We start from the raw sequence: 19,091 nt of genomic DNA on the forward strand, positions 1-19,091 counted from the left end.
GATCAGCATGGATGTACGACTTGGCCACACCAGAATTCTTGCATCAAACCCGCCGAATCGCGGGCGTTACCGCCCGCGATTCGGCAACAGCCTCTCCAGCCGGAGGATGTGGCCACAGTCGGAGGAATTATGACTTCCTCCGACTTCGGCGGTTTGATGTCAGTCCTTTACGAGGCCACCGTCTACGACCAAGTTCTGGCCCGTGACGGCGCGTGACCACGGTGACGCGAAGAACAAGACAGCATCCGCGAACTCCTGCGGCGTGGTGACGCGTCGTAGCGGGGTGCTCTCGGCGATCAGATCGAAGACGGCTTCCGGGGTCGCCGAACTCGCGTCGGTGGTGCGGAGCAACCCTCCGGACACCATGTTGACGGTGATGCCCTGCGGCCCGAGATCTGCGGACAGGGTGCGCGTCAGCGCGAGCAGTGCAGCCTTGGCCGCGGTGTAGTCGTGGTACGGAACCACCGGGTTCTGGACCAGGTTGGTGCCGATGGTGATGATGCGGCCGAAACCCGCCTCGCGCATGCCCGGCAACGCCGCCTGAGTGGTGTGCAAGGCGGCAGCGACGCTGCCCTTCAGTTGCGCGTCGAAGTCAGGCCAGGTGATCGTGTCGGCTTTCGGACGGCCGTCGCCGTTGAACGAGAAATCAACGAGTGCATTGTTGACCACGGTGGTGATCGGTGAGCTGAAATGCGCTCGCGCAGTGTCGAACAGGGCGGCCACCGACTCCGGCTCGGTGACGTCTGCGGCGACGGCGAGCGCGCGCTCGGGGCCGATCTCTGCGACGAGTGCGTCCGCGGAGTCCTTGCTCCGCAGATAGTTGATGACCACCTTCGCGCCCTGGGTCGCGAACGCCCTCGTGATCGACTGGCCGAGTCCGCGGGCCCCGCCGGTGATCAGCACGATCTGCTGCTCGATGGATTGCGCATTGTTCGACGACATGATGGACATCCCTCCGCCAGTGCTAACTGGTCAGGTTCAGCGGGTCTTATCTCAGCCGAGAGTTCGGCACCCCGTGTCGCCCATAATCAGATCACAGCGACGGGCCGGCGCGGAGGTCGGGCACCCGGTCGAATTCTCGCCAACCTAGGGGATTGAGGTGATGTCGACGGTGGTGCCCTGCTTGATGCGGGTTCCCCCAGATGGACTCTGGCTGACGACGATCGAGATGTTGGAACCTGTCAGGCCTCGGCTGTTGACCTTCAAACCGGCATCGCCGAGTTTACGTTTGGCTGTGCCGACGGTGTCTCCGGTGACGTTGGGGACACTGACGGCGTCGGAAACGAAGATACGTACCACGGGATTTCGCGGGTCCACCCGAGCGCCGAAAGCGGGGCTGGCCGACGTGATCTCGCCGGCCTTGGCGGTGCCATCGGTGGACGTGCCGCCGTCCTGGGCGATCAGACCGGCATCCTGCAAGGTCCGCCGCGCTTCATCGGGGGTTTTACCCGACAGATCCGGAACCGAAATGGCGTCCGAGACGATGAGGTCGACGGTGCTTCCGGGCTCGGCCATCTCTCCGGCGCCGGGACTGGTGCCGATCACCTTGCCGCCGTCGATGTCCGGACTGAACTCTCTGCGCACATTCCCGGTCTTGAGTTTGGCGGTCTGCAGCAGTGCGGCGGCGTCGTCCTCTTCACGTCCCGACACATCGGGGACGGAGATGGGCTCGGGGCCGCGGCTGGTGGTGATCTGTATTTCGCTGCCGACGGGCACCGTGGTCCCGGAGTTGGGCGTCAGCGAGACCACCGAGCCCTTGGGGGCGGTATTGCTGTACTGCTGGCGGGTCACCTTCGGTGCGAGGGTGCGTTCTCGCAGCCGCTGCTCGACTTCGGGCAGGGGGTCACCGGCACTGAGGTCGGGCACCTTGGGCTGACCGACCGAGTAGGCCAGCGTGACGTCGGAGAATCGGCTGACACGGGTCCCGGGGACCGGTTGCGCTGACATCACCTGATCGACGGGGAGGTCGTTGTCGTAGGTCGGGTCGTCGACGACGTCGAGTCCGGCGTCTTCGATGGCTTCGGTCGCGGCGACCCGGTCCATACCGGTCAATTCCGGGACGGTGGTGAATCTGCCCGATCCGAGCCACCAGCCGCCGACCCCGAGCAGTGTTGCGACGAGCATCACGACCAGCACCCAGATGAGCGCCGTACGTCGGGACTTACGGCGTTGTTCGGCGTAGGCGGAGGCCTGCGACATCATGGCCGCTGACGGGGGCGGTGGGCCGGGTGGGCCCTGCGGGCGTGGCGGCCCGGGTGGCGGCTGTTGATGGCGGGTGTCGGGCGGAAGTGTCTGGATTCTGGTCGGGTTTCGGCCGCCCGGCTGCGGCGAAACGGGCTGCGCCGAGATCGGATCGGTGCCGTCCGGATCACCGGGTGGACCCGCTGGCGGCCGTTGCTGGCGGTCTCGGAAGGCGACCATGGTCTCGCGTTCCGCCGAACGAGTCGGGGCCGGCACGGTGAACGCGGGCAAGTCGAGGTCGGTGGCGATCTCGGTGAGCACCTCCCGCATGTGATATCCGTCGCGATACCGGTTCTCGGGGTTGCGGGCGGTCGAGGTCAGGACGAACTCGTCGAACTCGGGCGGCACGCCCGGTATCAGCGAACTCGGTGCGGGCACATCGTTGTTCAATCGCTGGTAGGCCAGGCCCAGTGCGGTGTCGCCGGTGAACGGGGTTCTGCCGGTGAGCATCTCGAACACCAGGATGCCGGTTGAGTAGACATCTGAGCGGGCGTCGGCTGACGCGGACTCGACCTGCTCGGGGGACAGGTATGCGGCGGTGCCCAGGATCACGCTGTTCGACGTGATGCCGGCGGCGGCAATGGCTCGCACCAGGCCGAAGTCGACAACCTTCACTTCGCCGTCGTCCGAGATGAGCACGTTCTCAGGTTTGACGTCGCGATGCACGAGTCCCGCACGGTGGGCGGAGCCGAGGGCGCCGAGGACCGGGGCGGTCACTGCGGTCACCGCGTGCGGAGGCATCGGACCGCGCTCGCGCAGCAATTCACGCAGAGTGCCACCCTGCACCAGCTCCATGACGAGGAACGCATAGTCGCCGTCTGCGCCCTGGTCGTAGACGGCGACGAGCCCGGGGTCCTTGAGCCTGGCGACGGATCGGGCCTCGAACTCGAGGCGGGCCAGGAACTGGGGATCCGCAGAGAACCGCGGATCCATCACCTTGACCGCGACCGGTCGGTCGAGGCGCAGGTCCATCCCGAGGTAGACGCTGGACATGCCGCCGCGGGCGATGAGCGCATCAATCCGGTAGCGGCGCTCCAGCAGCATGCCGATCAGCATGTCGGAGGGAGCGTTCACAGGCGTCAGATCCTTTCGCGGCCGGGCAGATGGCAGATTTACGAGTCCACAGTAGCGACGACCGGTCTAGAAACGATCACGAGCGCTGGTGTGTTCGGGTCGAGTGACCGACGAGCTCGACCTTCCGGCGGGCCAACAGGGGTAGCGACTCGACTGCGCGCCCGGCCGCTCGGTAGTCTCATCTCGTGGGTTCCGTACCGCTTTCAGAAGACACGCTGCCTGCTGACACAGAGGTTTTGTCCGTGTCCCAGGTCTCTTCCCGAATGGGCTTTTCCAACAGCAAGGTCCTCAATCTGATCACCGACGAGCGCCTGCTCGCGGTGCGTCGTGACGGGCAGGTTGCCATCCCGGCGCTGTTCTTCGACGGCCCGGAGATCACCAAGCACCTCGTCGGCCTGATCAAAGTGCTGTTCGACGGCGGTTTCAGCCGTGACGAGGCCATGAAATGGCTGTTCGAGGTCCAGGATGACCTGGGCATCTGCCCGGCGGAGGCGCTGCACGGGCATCAGGCGCGCGAGATGGTGCGACGCGCCCAGGCGCAAGCCTTCTAGAAGCGTCCGCGGTGCACGAGCGCCGCGACGATGTGCCCAGCCCGGGCCGGTGTCGGGACTCGGGCACGTTCGGTCAGGACTCGGTACCCGCCATTCTCGACGTGATCGAGTATGGCCCGGTACATCGTGAATGCTGCCCTGATCCCCGGCCTGCTGGCGGGGGCCAACAGTTCGATGCCGGGCTCCGCGAGCCGGTATTCGGCGCGGGTGATGGCGATCAGATGGGCCAGCGCCCGACGCAGTTGCGGCGGTACCTGGCCGTTTCGCCGACAGCGGCGGAGCATGGCTTCATCGACCCCGAACACGGCGAGTTCATCGGTCGGCAGGTAGACGCGGCCGCGGTCCAGGTCTTCCCCGGCGTCCCGGATGAAGTTGGTGAGCTGGAAAGCGTCGCCCAGTGCCCGGGCTGCCGTTGTCGCTGTCGCGACGTCGCCGACCGTCCCCAGGATGGGGAGCATCTGCAGTCCGATGACACTCGCCGACCCGTACATGTAGCCGCGTAGTTGCGTCATCGAGCGGTAGGTGGCCACGTAGTGGTCGCTGTCGGGCAGGTCCATCCGCATCGACCGCAGGAAAGCGTCGAAGTACTCGTGGGGGATCCCGAACACAGCCGCGGTGTCGGCGACGGCAAGCACCTCGAGGTGCCGCGGTCGATGGTCGGGACGCGCCAACGCGGCGTGCAGGTCTGCCTCGATGTCGTCGAGTTGCTGCAGCCGATCCGGCCCGGTCGTCGTATCGACGATGTCGTCGACCATCCGGGCGAACCCATACAGTGCGTAGACACCGCTGCGCCGGGCGGGAGAAAGCAATTGGGTTCCGCGGTAGTAGGTCCGCCCGTGCGTCGCGGTGAGCTGCTTGCAGTGCGCGTAGGCGGCGGCGAGACGCACGCTCATCGTCATGTGGGCCGATCTGCGGCCTCAGCGGACCCACCGCGGGTCAGCCGTCGTATCCGCAGGGGGTCGCGCCGCACCAGGGACCACCCGGCGAGTGCCGACAAGACAACCGCGACAAGTACATCGGTGATCTCGTACATGAAGATGTCGTCACTCGGACCGAATACCTGGAGCAGGAACACGCTGAAGGCGACGATGGCGACCAGACCCCGGCGATCGATGGTGAAGACTGCCGCGATCACAAGGGCCCAGGTGTAATACCAGGGGAGAGTGGACGGCTCGAGCAGCAGCACCGCGAACATCGCCCACGCCATACCTTTGACCGCATCGCGTTCGCTGCGCCGGAACCTCACCCAGAGTCCGACCAGGGTCAGGGCCAGCACAACCGAACCGATCGAACGCGCAATCTCGAGAACGGGCAGGAGCGGCAGGCTGACGAACGGCGACGAGACGAAGGTCGTCAGGTGTGCCATCGCGGTGGGAATTGTCAGCCAGTTGATGATCTTGGCGGCCCAGGTCAATCCGAGCAGCCAGCCGAACCCGTGCCCGACGAGCAGGGTCAGCACACCGAAGATGGCGGCGCTGAGTCCGATGATCCACGCCAGCACCCCGGCGACGTCGGCAGGTCGGATGCGTGCGGCAGTCCCGTCGGTCTCGCCGCGAGTGCTTCGGTCTTCCCTGATGTGTACCAACCAGATCCACAGGACGAACGGGATCGCGATACCGGCGGTGATCTTGATCGAGGCGGCCAGTGCCAGCACGCTCACCCCGGCCACATGATGGCGCTGGACCACGAGCGTGATGCCGGCGATGAGCACACCCATCATCAGCAATTCGACATGCGGGCCACCGACGAGGTGGATCAGCACGAGTGGATTGAGGGCGATCACCCAGATGGCCACAGCGGGGTCGGTCCCGAAGTGCCGCGCGAGCCGCGGCAGCGCCCAGAGGGTCAGCAACAATCCGGGTATGAGGACGACTCGCATCACCAGCACTCCGATGATCGCCTGGTCGCCGGTGACCGTGGTCACTGCGCGGGTCAGGGACATGAACGCCGGGCCATACGGCGCGGTGGTCGTGGCCCAGACCTGTGCCATGGAATCCAGGAGAGGCCCCGGTCTCACCACAGGCCCGTCGGAGTAGGGATTGAACCCGTCGCGGAGCAGAGCGCCCTGCGCCAGGTATGCGTAGACGTCGCGGCTGTAGAGCGGTACGGCGATCATCAGGGGCGCGGATTGGATCAGGGACGCCCAGCCGAGTGCGCGCGTGGGGCGATCGGATGATGTGTCGGCGTGCAGGGTGCGGCCCACCTGAACCCAGGAAATCACCATGAGGGCCACCCCGAGCCAGAACGCAATGCTGCTCAACGTCTTACCGTGTCCGAAATACAGCCACGTCAGATGCATCGTCTGCACCGTCGTCTCGTTGCGGGGGACGTCCCCGACGCCGAAGCTTCCTGCGGTGACGAGCAGAGAGCCGGCGATCCCCAGCAACACCTGACGACCGAGGTCGGTGCGGCAGAAGGTGCTCACCGACGCCCTGGTGCGGGTCAGTCGCGCTCGTACATCGGTGCTCTGTGTCGACGTGGCTGTGGACATCGCCTCGACCTACCTATCGGCCCGTGATGCGCTGGGACGCAAGTCGCCCGGACACCAGCACGGGCGGGATCCCCACACCGGGCACGGTGGAACTACCCGCCAGCACGACGTTGTCGGTGCCCGGTACGAGATTGCGCGTACGCAGGGGACCGGTCTGAGAGACGGTGTGGGCCGCGGCGAACGGTGTTCCTGCCGCCATGCCGGCGGCGGCCCATGTGCCCGGATGGTCGACGCGCGCAAGTGAGAAAGACTCCCGAATGCCGGTGTAACCACGGCGTTCCAGGACAGAAAGCACTTCCTGCACGTAGGGGCCCGCAAGCTTTTCCCACGGCAGGGACGCCGAGTCGAGATTGGGGCAGGGCGCGAGGACCGTGACCGATTCGCCTGCCGCGCTGATGCCGTGAGCGGGGTCGGAGAGGCCGGGCCGGTTGATCAGCAGCGAGGGGTCGCTCATCAGTGCGCCGCGGCCGCGGCGAGCCGTCAGCTCACGGAATGTCTGAGACCAGGCCGCGCCGAAGTCGAGAGTGTGATGACCGCCCGGCCACTCGGCGGTCACCGATGTGGGCACCACGCCGTGGGCCACGACGGCGCTCGGCGAGTAGGTGATCCGGCGGGAGCGTCTGGATTGCCGGTGGCCCAGAAGTCGCTCGGTGACGGGGGAGTCCGTGGTGAGAATTGCTGCGTCGCAATCCCAGACGCGGCCGTCGGTGCTCGTCACCGAGGTGACCCGGTTGCCGTCCCACTGCATGCTCGACGCTGCGGTGTCGAGTTCGACGCGTCCGCCCGCGTCGCGTAGTGCTCCGGTCATCACCTCTGCGACGCGACCCATCCCGCCGCGCGGGTAGAAGACGCCCATGCTGATGTCCATGTGCGCGATCACCGCGTACACCGCGCGTGCACGCTCGGGTGGCACGCCGGCGTATAGAGCCTGAAAGGTGAAGGCGCGCAACAAACGCTCGTCGGTGACGAACTTCCCCACGCGCGCGGACAAACGACCGAGAGCGCCGAGTCGCATCAATTCCGCGGCGCCGGTGCGCGTCGCCGGATCCCGGGCGAGTGAGAGCGGCGAATCGAAATTCCGATCGATGAAGGTGTCCATCTCCACGGCATACAGCCGCGTCAGCCACTCGGCCAGATCGCGATAGCCGCGAGCCTGGTGCACCCCGAACACGTCGGTGATGGCGGCGGCGAACCGATCCCGGTCGCGGTGGACGGCGAGCTCGGCGCCATCGGCGTAGCGCATGTGGTACGTGGGGTCGACGTCGATGAGATCGAGGCGACGCGCTGCTTCCTCGCCCTGCACCCCGACCGCCGCCAGCGGAGCGTGCACCAGCTCGGGCATCGTCAAAATGGTTGCCCCGGTGTCGAAGTGGTTGTCGGCGATGGTTTCGGTGGCCACCCGCCCGCCCGCGTGCGGGGCCGCTTCGAGGACTGTGACCTCGCGGCCCGCGCCGCGCAGATAGAGGGCCGCGGTCAGACCCGAGAGTCCGGCGCCGATCACCACGATCCGATCGGTGGGGCCTGAGACTGTTCGCACCATCACGCGCGCCGTTGGGTCATCGACGTGGCCAGGTCGGCCAGGTCCGCCTTGGCGGTGGCATCGGCGCTGCTTGCGGTCAGGGTGATCATCGCCGATTCGACGAGTTCACCGATCTGGGTCTCGACCCTGGCGACCGCGCCGCTGTCGAGGATGATCTGGGTGGTCTCGGCCAGCTCGGCAGGGCCGAGTTTCTTACCGATGCGCTCACGCAGTACCCGCGCCGCGGCCGGGTCGTTGATGTCGCTGAGGTTCAGGGCCGCTGCGAGCAGCGCCGTCCGTTTGCCCGCGATGATGTCGTCGCCTGCAGGTTTGCCGGTCACCTCGGGATCGCCGAATACGCCCAACACATCGTCTCGGAGCTGAAAAGCGACGCCTACGTCGGTTCCGAACGATCGCAGGGCCTCGATCAGGTCTGCGTCGGCGCCGCCGATCGCGGCGCCGAGCTGCAGCGGTCGCTCCACGGTGTAGGCGGCAGTCTTGAAGCGCATCACCCGATGAGCCGCTACAGGTGACTCGTCGCCTGCGGCCTCGGCCGTGATGTCCAGGTACTGACCGGCGAGGACCTCGGTACGCATCCCCGCCCAGATGTCGGCGACCGCGGCTACGACATCGGGGGTGAACCCGGCGGCGCGGAAGAGGTCGTCGGCCCAGGCCAAGGCGAGGTCACCCAGCAGGATCGCGACCCCTTCGCCGTATGACTCCGGGGATCCCAGCCATCCGGAGTCTCGGTGGAGCTGTTCGAACTCCCGGTGTACCGTCGGGTGTCCGCGACGGGTATCGGACCGGTCGATGATGTCGTCGTGGATCAAGGCGCAGGCCTGGACGAACTCGAGGGCCGCGCAGACGGTCAACATCTCATCGGGGAGTGCCCGAGCGGGCCCTGCGGCCTGGTATCCGGCCCAGGCGAAGGTGGGACGGACCCGCTTGCCGCCCCGCAACACGAATCCACCCATCGCGTCGACGGCGTCCGCGAAGCCGGGGGCGATGTCTGAAGCTGCAGGTCGGCGCTCCGCGAAAATCTTTTGCAGTAGCTCCGAGGTCGCCGCTGGTACGTCGCGCAGGGACTCGATGGGCACCTGGACACCTTAGCTGCGGGCGGCAGCGGACTCTGCGGACCGGGCGACGTGGTCCGGCGCGCCTGGGCAATCGTATGATTGCCAGGTGAGTTCCCAGCTACCCCAGACATCGATCGTGCAGCGGCTGGCCGAGCCACATCCGGGGCCGGTTCCGTTTTCAGTCGAGTTCTACCCGCCCCGCGATGAGCAGGCCGAGGCGCGACTGTGGCGAGCAGTGCGCATCTTCGAGCGTATGGGACCAGCGTTCGTCTCCATGACCTACGGAGCCGGTGGGTCCACCCGCGACCGCACCCTGCGGATCGTCGGCCAACTGGCCCGCGAGACCACCTTGCTGCCGGTTGCTCACCTGACCGCGGTCGGACACAGTGTGGACGAGTTGCGTGCGATGGTCGGCGGCTTCGCCGATCAGGGGATCACCAACATCTTGGCCTTGCGCGGCGATCCCCCCGGCGACCCGCTGGGCGAGTGGATCAAGCACCCCGACGGGCTCGAGTACGCCGAGCAACTCGTGCGACTGGTGCAGGAGCTGGGCGACTTCAATGTGGGTGTCGCATCCTTCCCCGAAGGACACCACAGAGCTCCCGACCTCGATCACGATACGAGGTATCTGGTGTCGAAACTTCGCGCCGGAGCCCAGTATTCGATCACCCAGATGTTCTTCGACGTCGACGACTTCCTCCGGTTGCGTGACCGGGTGGTCGCAGCCGATCCCGAACAGGGCGCCAAGCCCCTCATTCCGGGAATCATGCCGATCACCTCGTTGGCGTCGGTCCGTCGCATGGTCGAACTCTCGGGGTCGGTGCTCCCGGCGAACATCGACAAGCGGCTGGCCGCGGCCGCCGGTGGCGGCCCTGACGAGGACCGCGAGGCTGTCCGCGCCGTCGGCATCGACCTCGCCACGCAGATGGCCCAACGGCTCATCGCCGAGGGCGTGCCGTGTCTGCACTTCTGCAGTCTGAACTTCGCGAAGGCGACCAGCGAGGTGCTCGAGCGCCTCGGCATGAATGTCATGGCTGCCTGACGCTGCGAGAGATCACCTCTCGGTTCGTCAGGGCGTCAGCGTTCGGCCCTTCCAGGTCAGCCGTCCGGAGACCCTCGCCCGTAGCGAGTCGGCGACGGCCACTGCACTGATGACCATAGACAGCGGGTGGGCCAGTGCAGACGCCGCGTCGACGACGCTCACGTTGCCCGCCTCCGCGCGGCGCGCGATCAGGCGAGACGCGACCCCGCAGGCGAGGGCCGCCGCAGCACGACCGCGGTGTCGACCGGAGACGAGGTCGGCAAGCGGGAGCAGGTTCGCGGAGCCGAACACGATCGCGACCGCGACGGCCCCGGCCGGACCACCGAACTCCGTCCCCAGCCAGCGCCGATATCCTTGCCAGGTCTCGGCGGGACCGTCGTACATGCGGCAGGACGCCACGGCTTTTCCGCTGCGGACGATCGAACCCAGTCCGATGTCCCGGTACTCCCGGGCCAGCGCGAGGTCGTCGGTGATCTTCCCTCGGACGGACGCATGACCACCGGCCCGCCGGTAGTCGGCGCTCGAGGTGATCAAGAACTGTCCGTTCGCGACTGCCATCGAGCGCCATTGCAATCGTTCGGAGATGACCAAGGGCACCGAGCCCAGCCACGACCAGCAGAGCAGGGGTTGAACGAGGTGTTCGAACACGGATCCGGCTCGTTGGGCGGGCCATACCGACAGCAGGCCGCCCGCGTTGGCGCACGTGCGCACGCCGCGCGCGAGGGCGGCCGGCTCCAGTCGCACGTCGGCGTCGACGAAGGCGACCATCCCGTCGCCGACATCGCCGGCGAGCAAGGTGAGAGCGTGGATCTTTCCGGTCCAGCCCGGGGGTGGGGGAATGTGGTTGACGCGCAATTCGAAGCGCGGGTCCCCGGCGATCGCGGTGGTCGCTACCTCGGCCGTGCCGTCTGTCGAATCGTCGTCACAAATAAGCACCCGCAGATCCGGGATGCCGGTTTGGGCTTTGAGATCGGCGATCAGAGACGCGATTCGCGGTGCCTCATCGCGTGCCGGAATACACACCCAGACAGGCTCGTCGATCGATTCGCCCGGTTCGGCCAGCGATCCGACTCGCTGAGAATTGATCAGTGCCACAGACACATTGACTGCGGACAATCCCAGCGGTATCCAGCCGATCAGAGCGTCGACCGGTCGTCGTCAGACGCCCCGACGCGTCGCTGAGCGTCCGCCGGACGCCTGCTCGGTGCCCCGGGCCGCGGTGATTGATCACGGTTGACCCATGCCAGCGCCACCACGATCACCGTGACGGCCAACGCGATTCCCGCCATCAGACCCGTCCATCCGGTGAATGCGGCCGTTCCGGGTTCTTCGTAGTTGGCCTCGGCGGTCATGGGGGAGGCCTTGCCGATCTCGGGCTTCCACGACACCGCGTCCTCGCCGTCCTGCTGACCGTTGGTGGCGCTGACCGGACCGGCGAACTGCACAGAGAACTCGACGTAGTCCCTGCCGGGCGCGAGGCCCTGCAGATCCGCGGTACCACGGAAAGCGACGACCTCGCCGCGTCGTTGCGCGCTGAGGTCCATCGTGACCGACGTGTCGGGATATGCGTCGTCGACGAGTTCTCCGAGTTGGGTGAACTGCCCGAGGGTGGCCTCGGTGAAGGTCGCGCGGGTCCCGATCAACCCGTCGCGTTTGAACTCGGTCGCGCTGACCACCGCCTCGAGCGACTGCGGGACGATGATCTGCGGGCCCTTGTCCTGGCCGACGTCCTTTTCGGCCAGCACCATGGCTCCCCAGAGGCGGTCGCCGAACTCGGTGGGCGAGTTGGAGCACGCCGCCAGCGCGGGACCGCAGACCAGCACCAGCAGGAGAAGAACCAGGCTCACGGGGCCGCGGCGCTGCCGGCCGCGGGGATGTGGGGTGATCTGAGGCACGCAGCTATCGTGCCATTAGCTGCGCACTCAGGTGGCAGGGGCGCGCGCAGTACTCGATTCAGCGAGAGGTCGCGCGCTGTTTGCCGAGCACGCCGACCAGGCAGACCGCTGCCGGGACACCGATGATGCCCATCCCCACCAGCCCGTAAGGCACCGCGCCCGGGAGCACGGGATCATCGAGGAACACCAGGAACGCCAGTGCCGAACCGAGCCAGGTCCAGGTGAACCAGCCGATCGGGGTGATCGCCGAGCGCCAGGTGAAGACGATGGCTTCTCGGTCGATGAGCGACAACAGCGTGAACATGACCGCGGCCACTGCCGCCCAGCCCAGGAAGTTGGTGATCGGGATCTGCTCGATGCCCGGCAGACCCGCATCCCGGGCCTCCCAGGTCCACAGGCCGGCGCTGACCATCTGTGGATCGAGGTACAGGTCCCAACCGACCATGCCGGCGGTGGCCAGCGGGATCCGGAACCACGGTGTTGTCGTGATGAAGGAGCTGATCCACCAGATGCAGTAGCCGCCTGCGGTCCAGGCGAGGCCGATGACGATGGGCACGTCGGCGACCGACGGACCGATCCTGTCGGCGGCGTATTCGTAGCTGCCGAACGGGAAGGACGTCGCCGTACCGATGATTTCGGCGGTCCAGCCGACACCCGCCGTTGCCGCCACCATCGCCACCGTCCGGGGGATGCCGAGGCGCGCTGCCGAATGCAGCACCATCGCCGTCGCCGAGGCCAGCACCACGATGACGGTCACCCGGTCACGGGTGGTGCCCTCCACCAGCGGGTAGGTGATCTGTGCGGCAATGGATACGACGAGGAGTGCGGCCGACAAGGCAAACCGGGTGTCCGGCGCGCTCATCCCCATCTGCCGCGGGTGAACTTTGACAGTGCCGAACGCCGATCGCTCAGCACAGCGGTGGCAGCGATCCGGCCACTCGCTCCGCAGACTCCGCCGCCCGGATGGGTCGACGCCCCCGCCAACACGAGACCCGGGGCGCCGGGGACGCGGTGCTGGGCCATTTCCGGGTGAGGCCGCCAGATCATCATCTGATCCAGTGACATCTCGACATGCATGATATTGCCGCCGGTGAGCCCCAGTTCGGTTTCGAGGTCGGCGGGGGTCTGGATGCGGGTGTGCTCGATGGACTCGGAGAATCCCGGGGCGTGTCGGTCGAGTTCGGCGACGATACCCGCGGCCGCCTCGTTCGCGAGGTCGCTCCAGCTACGACCGCCGGACAGACGGTAGGGGTGCCACTGCGCCCAGAGGCTTGTCGAGTGGTGCCCGGCAGGTGTCAGTGTCGAGTCGATCGCGGAATAGCTCATCGCCACCAGGGCCGGACGGCGCGGCAGGTCACCTGCAGAGGCGTCGGCGTAGGCACGGGCGAGTTGACCGCGGTCCGTCACGAGGAGCCCGAGTGCGGAGTGGACGCCGGCGTCGTCGGCGATGCCGCGGTAGCTGGGCAGCGCCGTACCGCCGAGGCGTACCGCCATCCCGATGCCGTTTCCGACCCGGATCTGTGCCGCCCACCGATCAGCGGTGGCGGAATCGAACCCTCCGGAACGCAACAGCTGCAGCGTGGTGAGGATGTGACAGGCGCTGACGACCGACCGTGCGCGGTGCTCGCTGCCGTCCTCGCATCGCACCAGCCAGTCGTCGCCGCGCTTCTCGAGGGCGGTCGCGGCGGCGGAGAGGCGTACCTCGCCACCGTCTGCCTCCAGCTTGCTGACCAGGGCTGTGGTCAGCGCCCCGCTGCCGCCGATCGCGCGGCCGGGCGGGATGGTGTGCATGGCGGCGGCGAAACCGACCATGGGAGCGGTACCCGGCTCGTTCATGGGTGGTCCGGACTGGGCGCCGAACCAGGCGAGCGCTGCCTTGAGCTGTTCGGACTCGAACCAGTAGTCCAGCAGGGAGTCGCCCGACATCAGGAACTCCTGTGACAGGCCGAGGCCCGACGAGGCACCCTTGCCGGGTATGCGGCCCTGCAGGCCCCAGAACGCCTTCCCGAGTGCGAGGGGCGAAGGTGAGGACGTGAACGCGGACATCATCGCGGCCGATCGCTCGGACCAGACGGCCACGAACGCCCGATAGGCGTCGGCATCGGGTGTTCCGCACGCCTTCTCGATGGACGCACACGTCCGATCGAGGTCCTTGTAGAAGATGATCGGCTCGTGGGTGTCGCTGCCCGGACTGAAGGCCCAGGGGTCGCAGTCGAGGTAGCGAAGGCCGTGGTCGGCCAATGACAGTTCTTCCAGGATCGGCGTGTGCCTGATCATCAGGTGCGCCGACGAACCGCGGTCCACCCGGTAGCCGGGGAACCGTTCGACCGTCGACACGGCGCCGCCGGGGATGCTGTCGCGTTCGACCACCACGACCCGCTGTCCTGCGGCGGCCAGGTACGCGGCGGCGACGAGACCGTTGTGGCCCGCTCCGATGACGACGGTGTCGATCATTGTGTTTCTCCTACAGAGGGGAAGTGGTCACAGGGGGAGTGTCCGACCAAGTACAGCAAACGGTCGCGGGTCCCCCGAGAAAGTGAAGCGCCGCAAGACGTCGGCGAACCCCAGCCGGCGATAGAGCCGCCACGCGCGGTTGTCCTCCTCGCTGATCTCAGGGGTCGAGAGCAGGACCTGCGGTTCACTTCTGTCGGCGAGCAGTCGTACCAGCAGGGCTTCGCCGATCTGCCTGCCCTGAGCGGTGGGGTGCACGTGCAGTTCGGTCAGCTCGAAATAGTCTTCGGTGATCGCCCGGATGCGCTCTGGATCGGCCCCGGCGCGGGTGAGCCCGGAGCGAACCTGCTGGTTCCACCACTGGTCGCCTGCGCCGCGGTAGCCGTATGCGATCCCCACGATGGTTTCGTGCGAAGAGGCGGCGCCCGGTGACTCCACGGCCGCGACGGCCTGCCAGCCGGGCCGGTGGACGTGCTCCTGCCACAGGGGAGCACGCTGCACCTCGGTGCCTTCTGGATAGTTCATCGCGGTCACGTAAACGGTCAGGGCGTCGGGCAACCAGGTCCGTGCGTCTTGGGCCGCAAGGTCCACGAGCCGGATGGGCACAGAAGTTTCCGCCTTCTTCGCTTGAGGGTTTCCGCCGTCGTAGGTATATTGAATATGTCGAACGGGTGTTCGAGGCTTCAACCTCCGCAAAGGCCAAGCCACATCGTTGCCCGCACGACGTGAGGGCGGTCCGGTGGTCGACGAGGGAAGCGTGGGCCACCGGGCCTGACCCACACGTACACGCTGCCGACGGAAGGATCACAGCAGATGCCGACAACAGCCTCGCATCAGCCGCGTGGGTCCGCCGCCGCGCGCAGCCTCAAATCTGACCCGCGGCCGGAGCCGGCCCAGATAATCTCGGCCCGCGATCTGCTGGATCGAGCCGAGTCGCGGCTCCGGGAATCCGACGTTGTGACCGATCCCACCGAGGAGTTCAGCGCGCTGTATCAAGCGGCGCTTCGGGCTGCGGGCGCGGTGCTCGCGGTGACAGAAAAGCCGAAGCGCCGACGGGGCTCTCTCAGCGCCTGGTCCCGGTTGCCGCAAGCGGTTCCCGAATTGACCGGCTGGGCCACCTACTTCGCAGGTCTGTCGCGTCTGCGGGCTGACGCTGAAGTCGGGCTCCGACCGGTCCTGGAGGAGCAGATCGCGGCTTTGCGACCCCGCGTCGATGAGTTCTTGCATGTCGTCGAAACCGAAATCATTCGACGGGAGCAGGGGAAGGGGTCGAAAATGCCCGCTGGAGCGGCCTGAACCCGGGAATTTCGCTCAGATGGACCAATATCGACGAACTTGTGGCGGGGAATGGTGGTCGGGACTTCCAACACCTCGTATCATTTCAAGTGGGCCCACCACAGTGGGCCCGGGCAACCGGAATCGTCCCCCGCGAGCCCTACGGAAACCACGTGCTGAAGGAGGGGGCGGGTGCCACTCTCAGAGCACGAGCAGCGCATGCTCGAACAGATCGAAAACGCTCTGTACGCAGAAGACCCCAAGTTTGCGTCCAACGTCCGATCGCGTCGCTTCGGCGGCTCCACTGCTCGTCGTCGCCTCCAGGCGGCGGTCATGTTCATCGTTGGTCTGGTCCTTCTCATCGGAGGGTTGGTCGTAGATGTGATGATCGGTGGGTTCCCCATCATCAGTCTGGTCGGCTTCCTGGTGATGTTCGGTGCCGGCCTGATGGCTTTGTGGGGTTCACGAAGCGGTCCGGCCACCGGCGCTGCCGCTGCCGGCTCGACCCCCCGTGGATCCTCGGGTCGTGAGCCGCGCCAGGGCCGTAAGTTCTCCGAACGGATGGAAGAGCGGTTCAACCGCAGGTTCGAAGAGGAGTAACCCCAGGCTCGAATAGATCGTAAGAACCGCGTATCGCTACTGCGATACGCGGTTTTTTTGTGTTCTGAGCCGTTGGGTGCCCGTTCACCCCCACATTCCCCACTCTCGCCCACAGCTGGTCGATCGAGCGGGTTCTGTGATTGCAGTGACCCATGTTGCGCCAGAATGCGGCCATCGCCGGCCGCAAACGCGGCGACTCAGGAGTTGCGCCCCACCGGCGATACTGCCGACTACCTGCATTGATGCTTCGACATCCCTGAAATCGACGATCAAAGGGGTGGAAAGTGGAGAGTTGTGGGGTATGGTGGTGCTTGTTGGTGGGAGAGCCCGGAATCTTCCAACAACTTGGGTTGGAGGTGTCGACGTGGCTGACGCTATGTTCTTCGGCACCTACACGCCCAAGCTCGACGACAAGGGGCGGCTGACACTGCCCGCCAAGTTCCGAGATGCACTAGCGGGAGGCGTGATGATCACAAAAGGTCAAGATCGCAGCCTTGCGGTGTACCTACGGGACGACTTCTACGAGTTGGCGCGAAAAGTGCTCAGTTCGCCGAAGAACGATCCGGCGGCCCGTGCATTTCAACGCCAGTTGAGTTCGGGCACAGATGAGCAGAGGCCCGATGGGCAAGGCCGGATAAGTCTGGCCCTGGACCATCGTCGCTACGCGGGTCTGGCCAAAGAGTGTGTGGTGATTGGCAACATGAGCCACCTGGAGATCTGGGACGCGCAGACCTGGCGCGATTACCAGGACGAGCACGAGGAGAACTTCTCGAGCGTGGGCTTCGACGCGCTGGATGCGGTCGAAGGACCGTAACGCCAGGCCGACTCACGTGGGTGAATCGAGGCCTCTGCCCGATCCGACCCTGACGCACTTCCCCAGCGCCAGGTTCGGTCGGGCAGGGACCAGGATCCATCCGCGAGTCGCCGCACCGGTGGTTTGAATGACGTTGCCAACCTCTTTTTGTTTCCAGACACACGCGAAGGGGCCCAGCATCGTGGAACACGCCGAGAATGTCTTCGGACACGTCCCGGTGATGGCAGAGCGCATGACGGAGCTGCTGGCCCCCGCGATCACCAGACACGACGAGCTCGGCACCGGTGCGGTGTACGTCGATGGAACACTCGGAGCCGGCGGACACACCGAGTTGATCGCCCGGACATTTCCCGGAGTGTCGATCATCGGGATCGACCGTGACGAAAACGCACTCGCACTCGCCAAAGATCGACTTTCTCCCTTCGGCACACGGATCACGTTCGTGCACCTGCGATACGACGACATCGCCGAAGCACTCCGGCTGGCCGGAGTGCCGACTTACGACGCAGGACTCTTCGACCTCGGTGTCTCGTCGATGCAACTCGATCAGGCCGACCGGGGGTTCGCCTACTCGGTCGACGCCCCGCTCGACATGCGGATGAACGCGGACGACCCACTGACCGCGGCAGATGTGCTCAACACCTATTCACACGGCGAATTGGCCCGTGTGCTCTCGGAATACGGCGATGAGCGATTCGCGGGCAAGATTGCGTCCGCAGTGCTTCGCGAGCGCGAGACCGAACCGTTCACCACGAGCGCCAGGCTTGTCGAGTTGCTGTACCGGTCGATTCCGGCCGCGACGCGGCGAACCGGTGGACACCCGGCCAAGCGCACATTCCAGGCGTTGCGAATCGAGGTCAACGGCGAGCTGACGTCTCTGCGCGCGGCGTTGCCTGCCGCACTCGAGTCCCTTGCCGTGGGCGGCAGGCTCGCGGTCATGTCCTACCAGTCGCTCGAGGACCGGATCGTGAAGCGGGAGTTCACCACCCGGACGACGTCGACCACGCCGCCCGGTCTTCCTGTCGACCTGCCCGGTACGGCGCCGGAGTTCAGGCTCCTGACCCGTGGTGCCGAGCGCGCACCTGAAGCAGAAATCGAGCTCAACCCACGATCGGCGTCTGTCCGGGTGCGGGCTGTCGAACGGATCGCCAGGAGGAATCAGTGACCATCACCGACGACCAGGCGAGTACTCGCGAGCGCAGGGCCCCGGCAGCGCGGAACGCAGACGGCACCAGGGTGCGCTCGGCGGCGGCCCAGCGTGCACTCGACAAGCGGCGTAAGCGGCTCGGGGGCGAAACGGTTGCCGCACGCTCCGCACGCGGCGCCCGGGTTCGTCCTGCCCCGATCGTCGACAAGCAGGCAAATCAGCGGTCCTTCGTCGGTGTCGCCCTCACGCCTTTACGCGCTGCGATGCGGGTGCCATTCGTGGTCGTGGTGGTGGTGTTGCTCCTCGCCGGCCTTGCCCTGACCCTGTGGCTCTCGACCAAGTCTGCCCAGGACTCGTATCAACTCGGAGTCGCGCGCGAACAGAACGAACAGTTGTCCGATCGTCGCGATGCACTCAAGAAAGCCTACGAATCCGGTGATTCGGCACCTGAACTCTCTGACAAGGCAGGGGCGTTGGGGATGATCCCGGCCACCGATGTTCCTCGTCTTGTGATCGGACCCGACGGCAAGGAAACCGTTGTCGGAGAGATAAAGCCGGCCGACGGCCCCAAAGCGCCGTCGATGAACGATGCGCCGGCACCCTCGCCTCGCACCCCGGCCGCGGGGAATCGCACGAGCACACCGGTGCCGGGTGTCCAGGGAACCCCGATAGGTCCCGACACCGGTACGGAGGCGACGACCACCGAGCCTGCACTTCCGACGACCCCAGGTGAACAGATACCTCCGGGTCAGTCGACGCCGAATGGGCAGACTCCGGCAAATCCGGCAGCGCCACCGAACTTTTCGAACGTTCTGCCATCAACTGGCGGCGCGCCGGGCTCAAATTCGGGTCAAACACGTTAGCGCACCGGAGAATTGACAACCATGAAGTCCGAATGTGCGAAGAGCGCAGCTG

Annotated in this window: 18 protein-coding genes and 1 riboswitch; of the genes, 7 read left to right on the plus strand and 11 right to left on the minus strand. The window is 66.3% G+C overall.

Going from position 1 to position 19,091, the window contains the following annotated elements; translation table 11 throughout:
* Nucleotides 1-159: 159 nt before the first annotated feature.
* Both DFR67_RS15615 and pknB read right to left on the minus strand, forming a co-directional pair.
* Nucleotides 160-942, minus strand: a complete 783-nt coding sequence (locus DFR67_RS15615; protein ID WP_110470656.1) for a 3-oxoacyl-ACP reductase — start codon at nucleotides 940-942, stop codon at nucleotides 160-162.
* Nucleotides 934-1,026: riboswitch (TPP riboswitch) on the minus strand. It overlaps the preceding gene by 9 nt.
* A 60-nt stretch (nucleotides 1,027-1,086) precedes the next feature.
* On the minus strand, nucleotides 1,087-3,315 hold the full coding sequence (pknB, locus tag DFR67_RS15620; RefSeq protein WP_245937980.1) for a Stk1 family PASTA domain-containing Ser/Thr kinase: 2,229 nt from the start codon (nucleotides 3,313-3,315) through the stop codon (nucleotides 1,087-1,089).
* 185 nt (nucleotides 3,316-3,500) lie between these two features.
* Here pknB and DFR67_RS15625 point away from each other — a divergent pair, with 185 nt between their 5' ends.
* Nucleotides 3,501-3,866, plus strand: a complete 366-nt coding sequence (locus DFR67_RS15625) for an Rv2175c family DNA-binding protein (protein WP_110470448.1) — start codon at nucleotides 3,501-3,503, stop codon at nucleotides 3,864-3,866.
* Here DFR67_RS15625 and DFR67_RS15630 read toward each other — a convergent pair.
* The 4 genes from DFR67_RS15630 to DFR67_RS15645 are packed head-to-tail and all read right to left on the minus strand — an operon-like array spanning nucleotide 3,863 to nucleotide 8,973.
* On the minus strand, nucleotides 3,863-4,759 hold the full coding sequence (locus tag DFR67_RS15630; RefSeq protein WP_425451292.1) for a phytoene/squalene synthase family protein: 897 nt from the start codon (nucleotides 4,757-4,759) through the stop codon (nucleotides 3,863-3,865). The two genes, DFR67_RS15625 and DFR67_RS15630, sit on opposite strands and share 4 nt — an antisense overlap.
* Before the next feature lie 2 nt (nucleotides 4,760-4,761).
* On the minus strand, nucleotides 4,762-6,357 hold the full coding sequence (locus DFR67_RS15635) for an alpha-(1->6)-mannopyranosyltransferase A (protein WP_110470450.1): 1,596 nt from the start codon (nucleotides 6,355-6,357) through the stop codon (nucleotides 4,762-4,764).
* A 13-nt stretch (nucleotides 6,358-6,370) separates the two neighbouring features.
* Nucleotides 6,371-7,897 (minus strand): phytoene desaturase family protein, encoded by a 1,527-nt coding sequence (gene crtI / locus DFR67_RS15640; RefSeq protein ID WP_110470451.1) that lies wholly within the window; start codon nucleotides 7,895-7,897, stop codon nucleotides 6,371-6,373.
* Nucleotides 7,897-8,973: a polyprenyl synthetase family protein gene (locus DFR67_RS15645; RefSeq protein WP_245937981.1), complete on the minus strand. Its 1,077-nt coding sequence runs from the start codon at nucleotides 8,971-8,973 to the stop codon at nucleotides 7,897-7,899. The genes crtI and DFR67_RS15645 overlap by 1 nt, the downstream gene beginning before the upstream one ends.
* Before the next feature lie 85 nt (nucleotides 8,974-9,058).
* On the opposite strand from DFR67_RS15645, the gene DFR67_RS15650 reads away from it, so the two are divergent.
* Nucleotides 9,059-9,994, plus strand: coding sequence for a methylenetetrahydrofolate reductase (locus DFR67_RS15650; RefSeq protein ID WP_110470452.1), 936 nt, complete (start codon nucleotides 9,059-9,061; stop codon nucleotides 9,992-9,994).
* A gap of 27 nt (nucleotides 9,995-10,021) precedes the next feature.
* Here DFR67_RS15650 and DFR67_RS15655 read toward each other — a convergent pair whose 3' ends face one another.
* From DFR67_RS15655 to DFR67_RS15675, 5 genes are read right to left on the minus strand one after another with little or no spacing between them, the layout of a single operon-like run.
* Nucleotides 10,022-11,089 (minus strand): glycosyltransferase family 2 protein, encoded by a 1,068-nt coding sequence (locus DFR67_RS15655; protein WP_110470658.1) that lies wholly within the window; start codon nucleotides 11,087-11,089, stop codon nucleotides 10,022-10,024.
* A gap of 41 nt (nucleotides 11,090-11,130) precedes the next feature.
* The gene (locus DFR67_RS15660) at nucleotides 11,131-11,889 is read right to left on the minus strand and encodes an LppM family (lipo)protein (protein WP_146240458.1); all 759 of its coding nucleotides are present in this window, start codon (nucleotides 11,887-11,889) and stop codon (nucleotides 11,131-11,133) included.
* A 58-nt stretch (nucleotides 11,890-11,947) separates the two neighbouring features.
* Entirely contained in the window at nucleotides 11,948-12,751 is an 804-nt protein-coding gene (locus DFR67_RS15665) for a carotenoid biosynthesis protein (RefSeq protein WP_110470659.1), read from the minus strand.
* Nucleotides 12,748-14,343 (minus strand): phytoene desaturase family protein, encoded by a 1,596-nt coding sequence (locus DFR67_RS15670; RefSeq protein ID WP_110470454.1) that lies wholly within the window; start codon nucleotides 14,341-14,343, stop codon nucleotides 12,748-12,750. The genes DFR67_RS15665 and DFR67_RS15670 overlap by 4 nt, the downstream gene beginning before the upstream one ends.
* A 27-nt stretch (nucleotides 14,344-14,370) precedes the next feature.
* Nucleotides 14,371-14,946, minus strand: a complete 576-nt coding sequence (locus DFR67_RS15675; protein ID WP_211325076.1) for a GNAT family N-acetyltransferase — start codon at nucleotides 14,944-14,946, stop codon at nucleotides 14,371-14,373.
* A 207-nt stretch (nucleotides 14,947-15,153) separates the two neighbouring features.
* Here DFR67_RS15675 and DFR67_RS15680 point away from each other — a divergent pair, with 207 nt between their 5' ends.
* The 5 genes from DFR67_RS15680 to ftsL all read left to right on the plus strand — a co-directional run bounded on the left by DFR67_RS15680 (nucleotide 15,154) and on the right by ftsL (nucleotide 19,039).
* Nucleotides 15,154-15,636 carry an SAV_6107 family HEPN domain-containing protein gene (locus tag DFR67_RS15680; RefSeq protein ID WP_158539970.1) on the plus strand — a complete coding sequence of 161 codons (483 nt, stop codon included), beginning with the start codon at nucleotides 15,154-15,156 and terminating at the stop codon, nucleotides 15,634-15,636.
* A gap of 171 nt (nucleotides 15,637-15,807) precedes the next feature.
* Entirely contained in the window at nucleotides 15,808-16,215 is a 408-nt protein-coding gene (locus tag DFR67_RS15685; RefSeq protein ID WP_110470455.1) for a DUF3040 domain-containing protein, read from the plus strand.
* 376 nt (nucleotides 16,216-16,591) lie between these two features.
* On the plus strand, nucleotides 16,592-17,029 hold the full coding sequence (gene mraZ, locus DFR67_RS15690) for a division/cell wall cluster transcriptional repressor MraZ (protein WP_084837072.1): 438 nt from the start codon (nucleotides 16,592-16,594) through the stop codon (nucleotides 17,027-17,029).
* Nucleotides 17,030-17,156: 127 nt separating this feature from the next.
* Complete coding sequence (gene rsmH, locus DFR67_RS15695) at nucleotides 17,157-18,194, plus strand: 16S rRNA (cytosine(1402)-N(4))-methyltransferase RsmH (RefSeq protein ID WP_110470456.1); 1,038 nt, start codon at nucleotides 17,157-17,159, stop codon at nucleotides 18,192-18,194.
* The gene (gene ftsL / locus DFR67_RS15700) at nucleotides 18,191-19,039 is read left to right on the plus strand and encodes a cell division protein FtsL (RefSeq protein WP_110470457.1); all 849 of its coding nucleotides are present in this window, start codon (nucleotides 18,191-18,193) and stop codon (nucleotides 19,037-19,039) included. The genes rsmH and ftsL overlap by 4 nt, the downstream gene beginning before the upstream one ends.
* Nucleotides 19,040-19,091: the final 52 nt, after the last annotated feature.

It is taken from the genome of Williamsia limnetica, assembly GCF_003217475.1.
Lineage (GTDB): Bacteria > Actinomycetota > Actinomycetes > Mycobacteriales > Mycobacteriaceae > Williamsia > Williamsia limnetica.

Bases quoted from the DNA above. Each gene is read 5' to 3' on its own strand.
- DFR67_RS15630 (WP_425451292.1), bottom strand. From the start codon at position 4,759: ATGAGCGTGCGTCTCGCCGCCGCCTACGCGCACTGCAAGCAGCTCACC.
- DFR67_RS15615 (WP_110470656.1), bottom strand. From the start codon at position 942: ATGTCGTCGAACAATGCGCAATCCATCGAGCAGCAGATCGTGCTGATC.
- mraZ (WP_084837072.1), top strand. From the start codon at position 16,592: ATGTTCTTCGGCACCTACACGCCCAAGCTCGACGACAAGGGGCGGCTG.
- DFR67_RS15670 (WP_110470454.1), bottom strand. From the start codon at position 14,343: ATGATCGACACCGTCGTCATCGGAGCGGGCCACAACGGTCTCGTCGCC.
- rsmH (WP_110470456.1), top strand. From the start codon at position 17,157: ATGACGTTGCCAACCTCTTTTTGTTTCCAGACACACGCGAAGGGGCCC.
- DFR67_RS15635 (WP_110470450.1), bottom strand. From the start codon at position 6,357: ATGTCCACAGCCACGTCGACACAGAGCACCGATGTACGAGCGCGACTG.
- DFR67_RS15680 (WP_158539970.1), top strand. From the start codon at position 15,154: ATGCCGACAACAGCCTCGCATCAGCCGCGTGGGTCCGCCGCCGCGCGC.
- DFR67_RS15665 (WP_110470659.1), bottom strand. From the start codon at position 12,751: ATGAGCGCGCCGGACACCCGGTTTGCCTTGTCGGCCGCACTCCTCGTC.
- crtI (WP_110470451.1), bottom strand. From the start codon at position 7,897: ATGGTGCGAACAGTCTCAGGCCCCACCGATCGGATCGTGGTGATCGGC.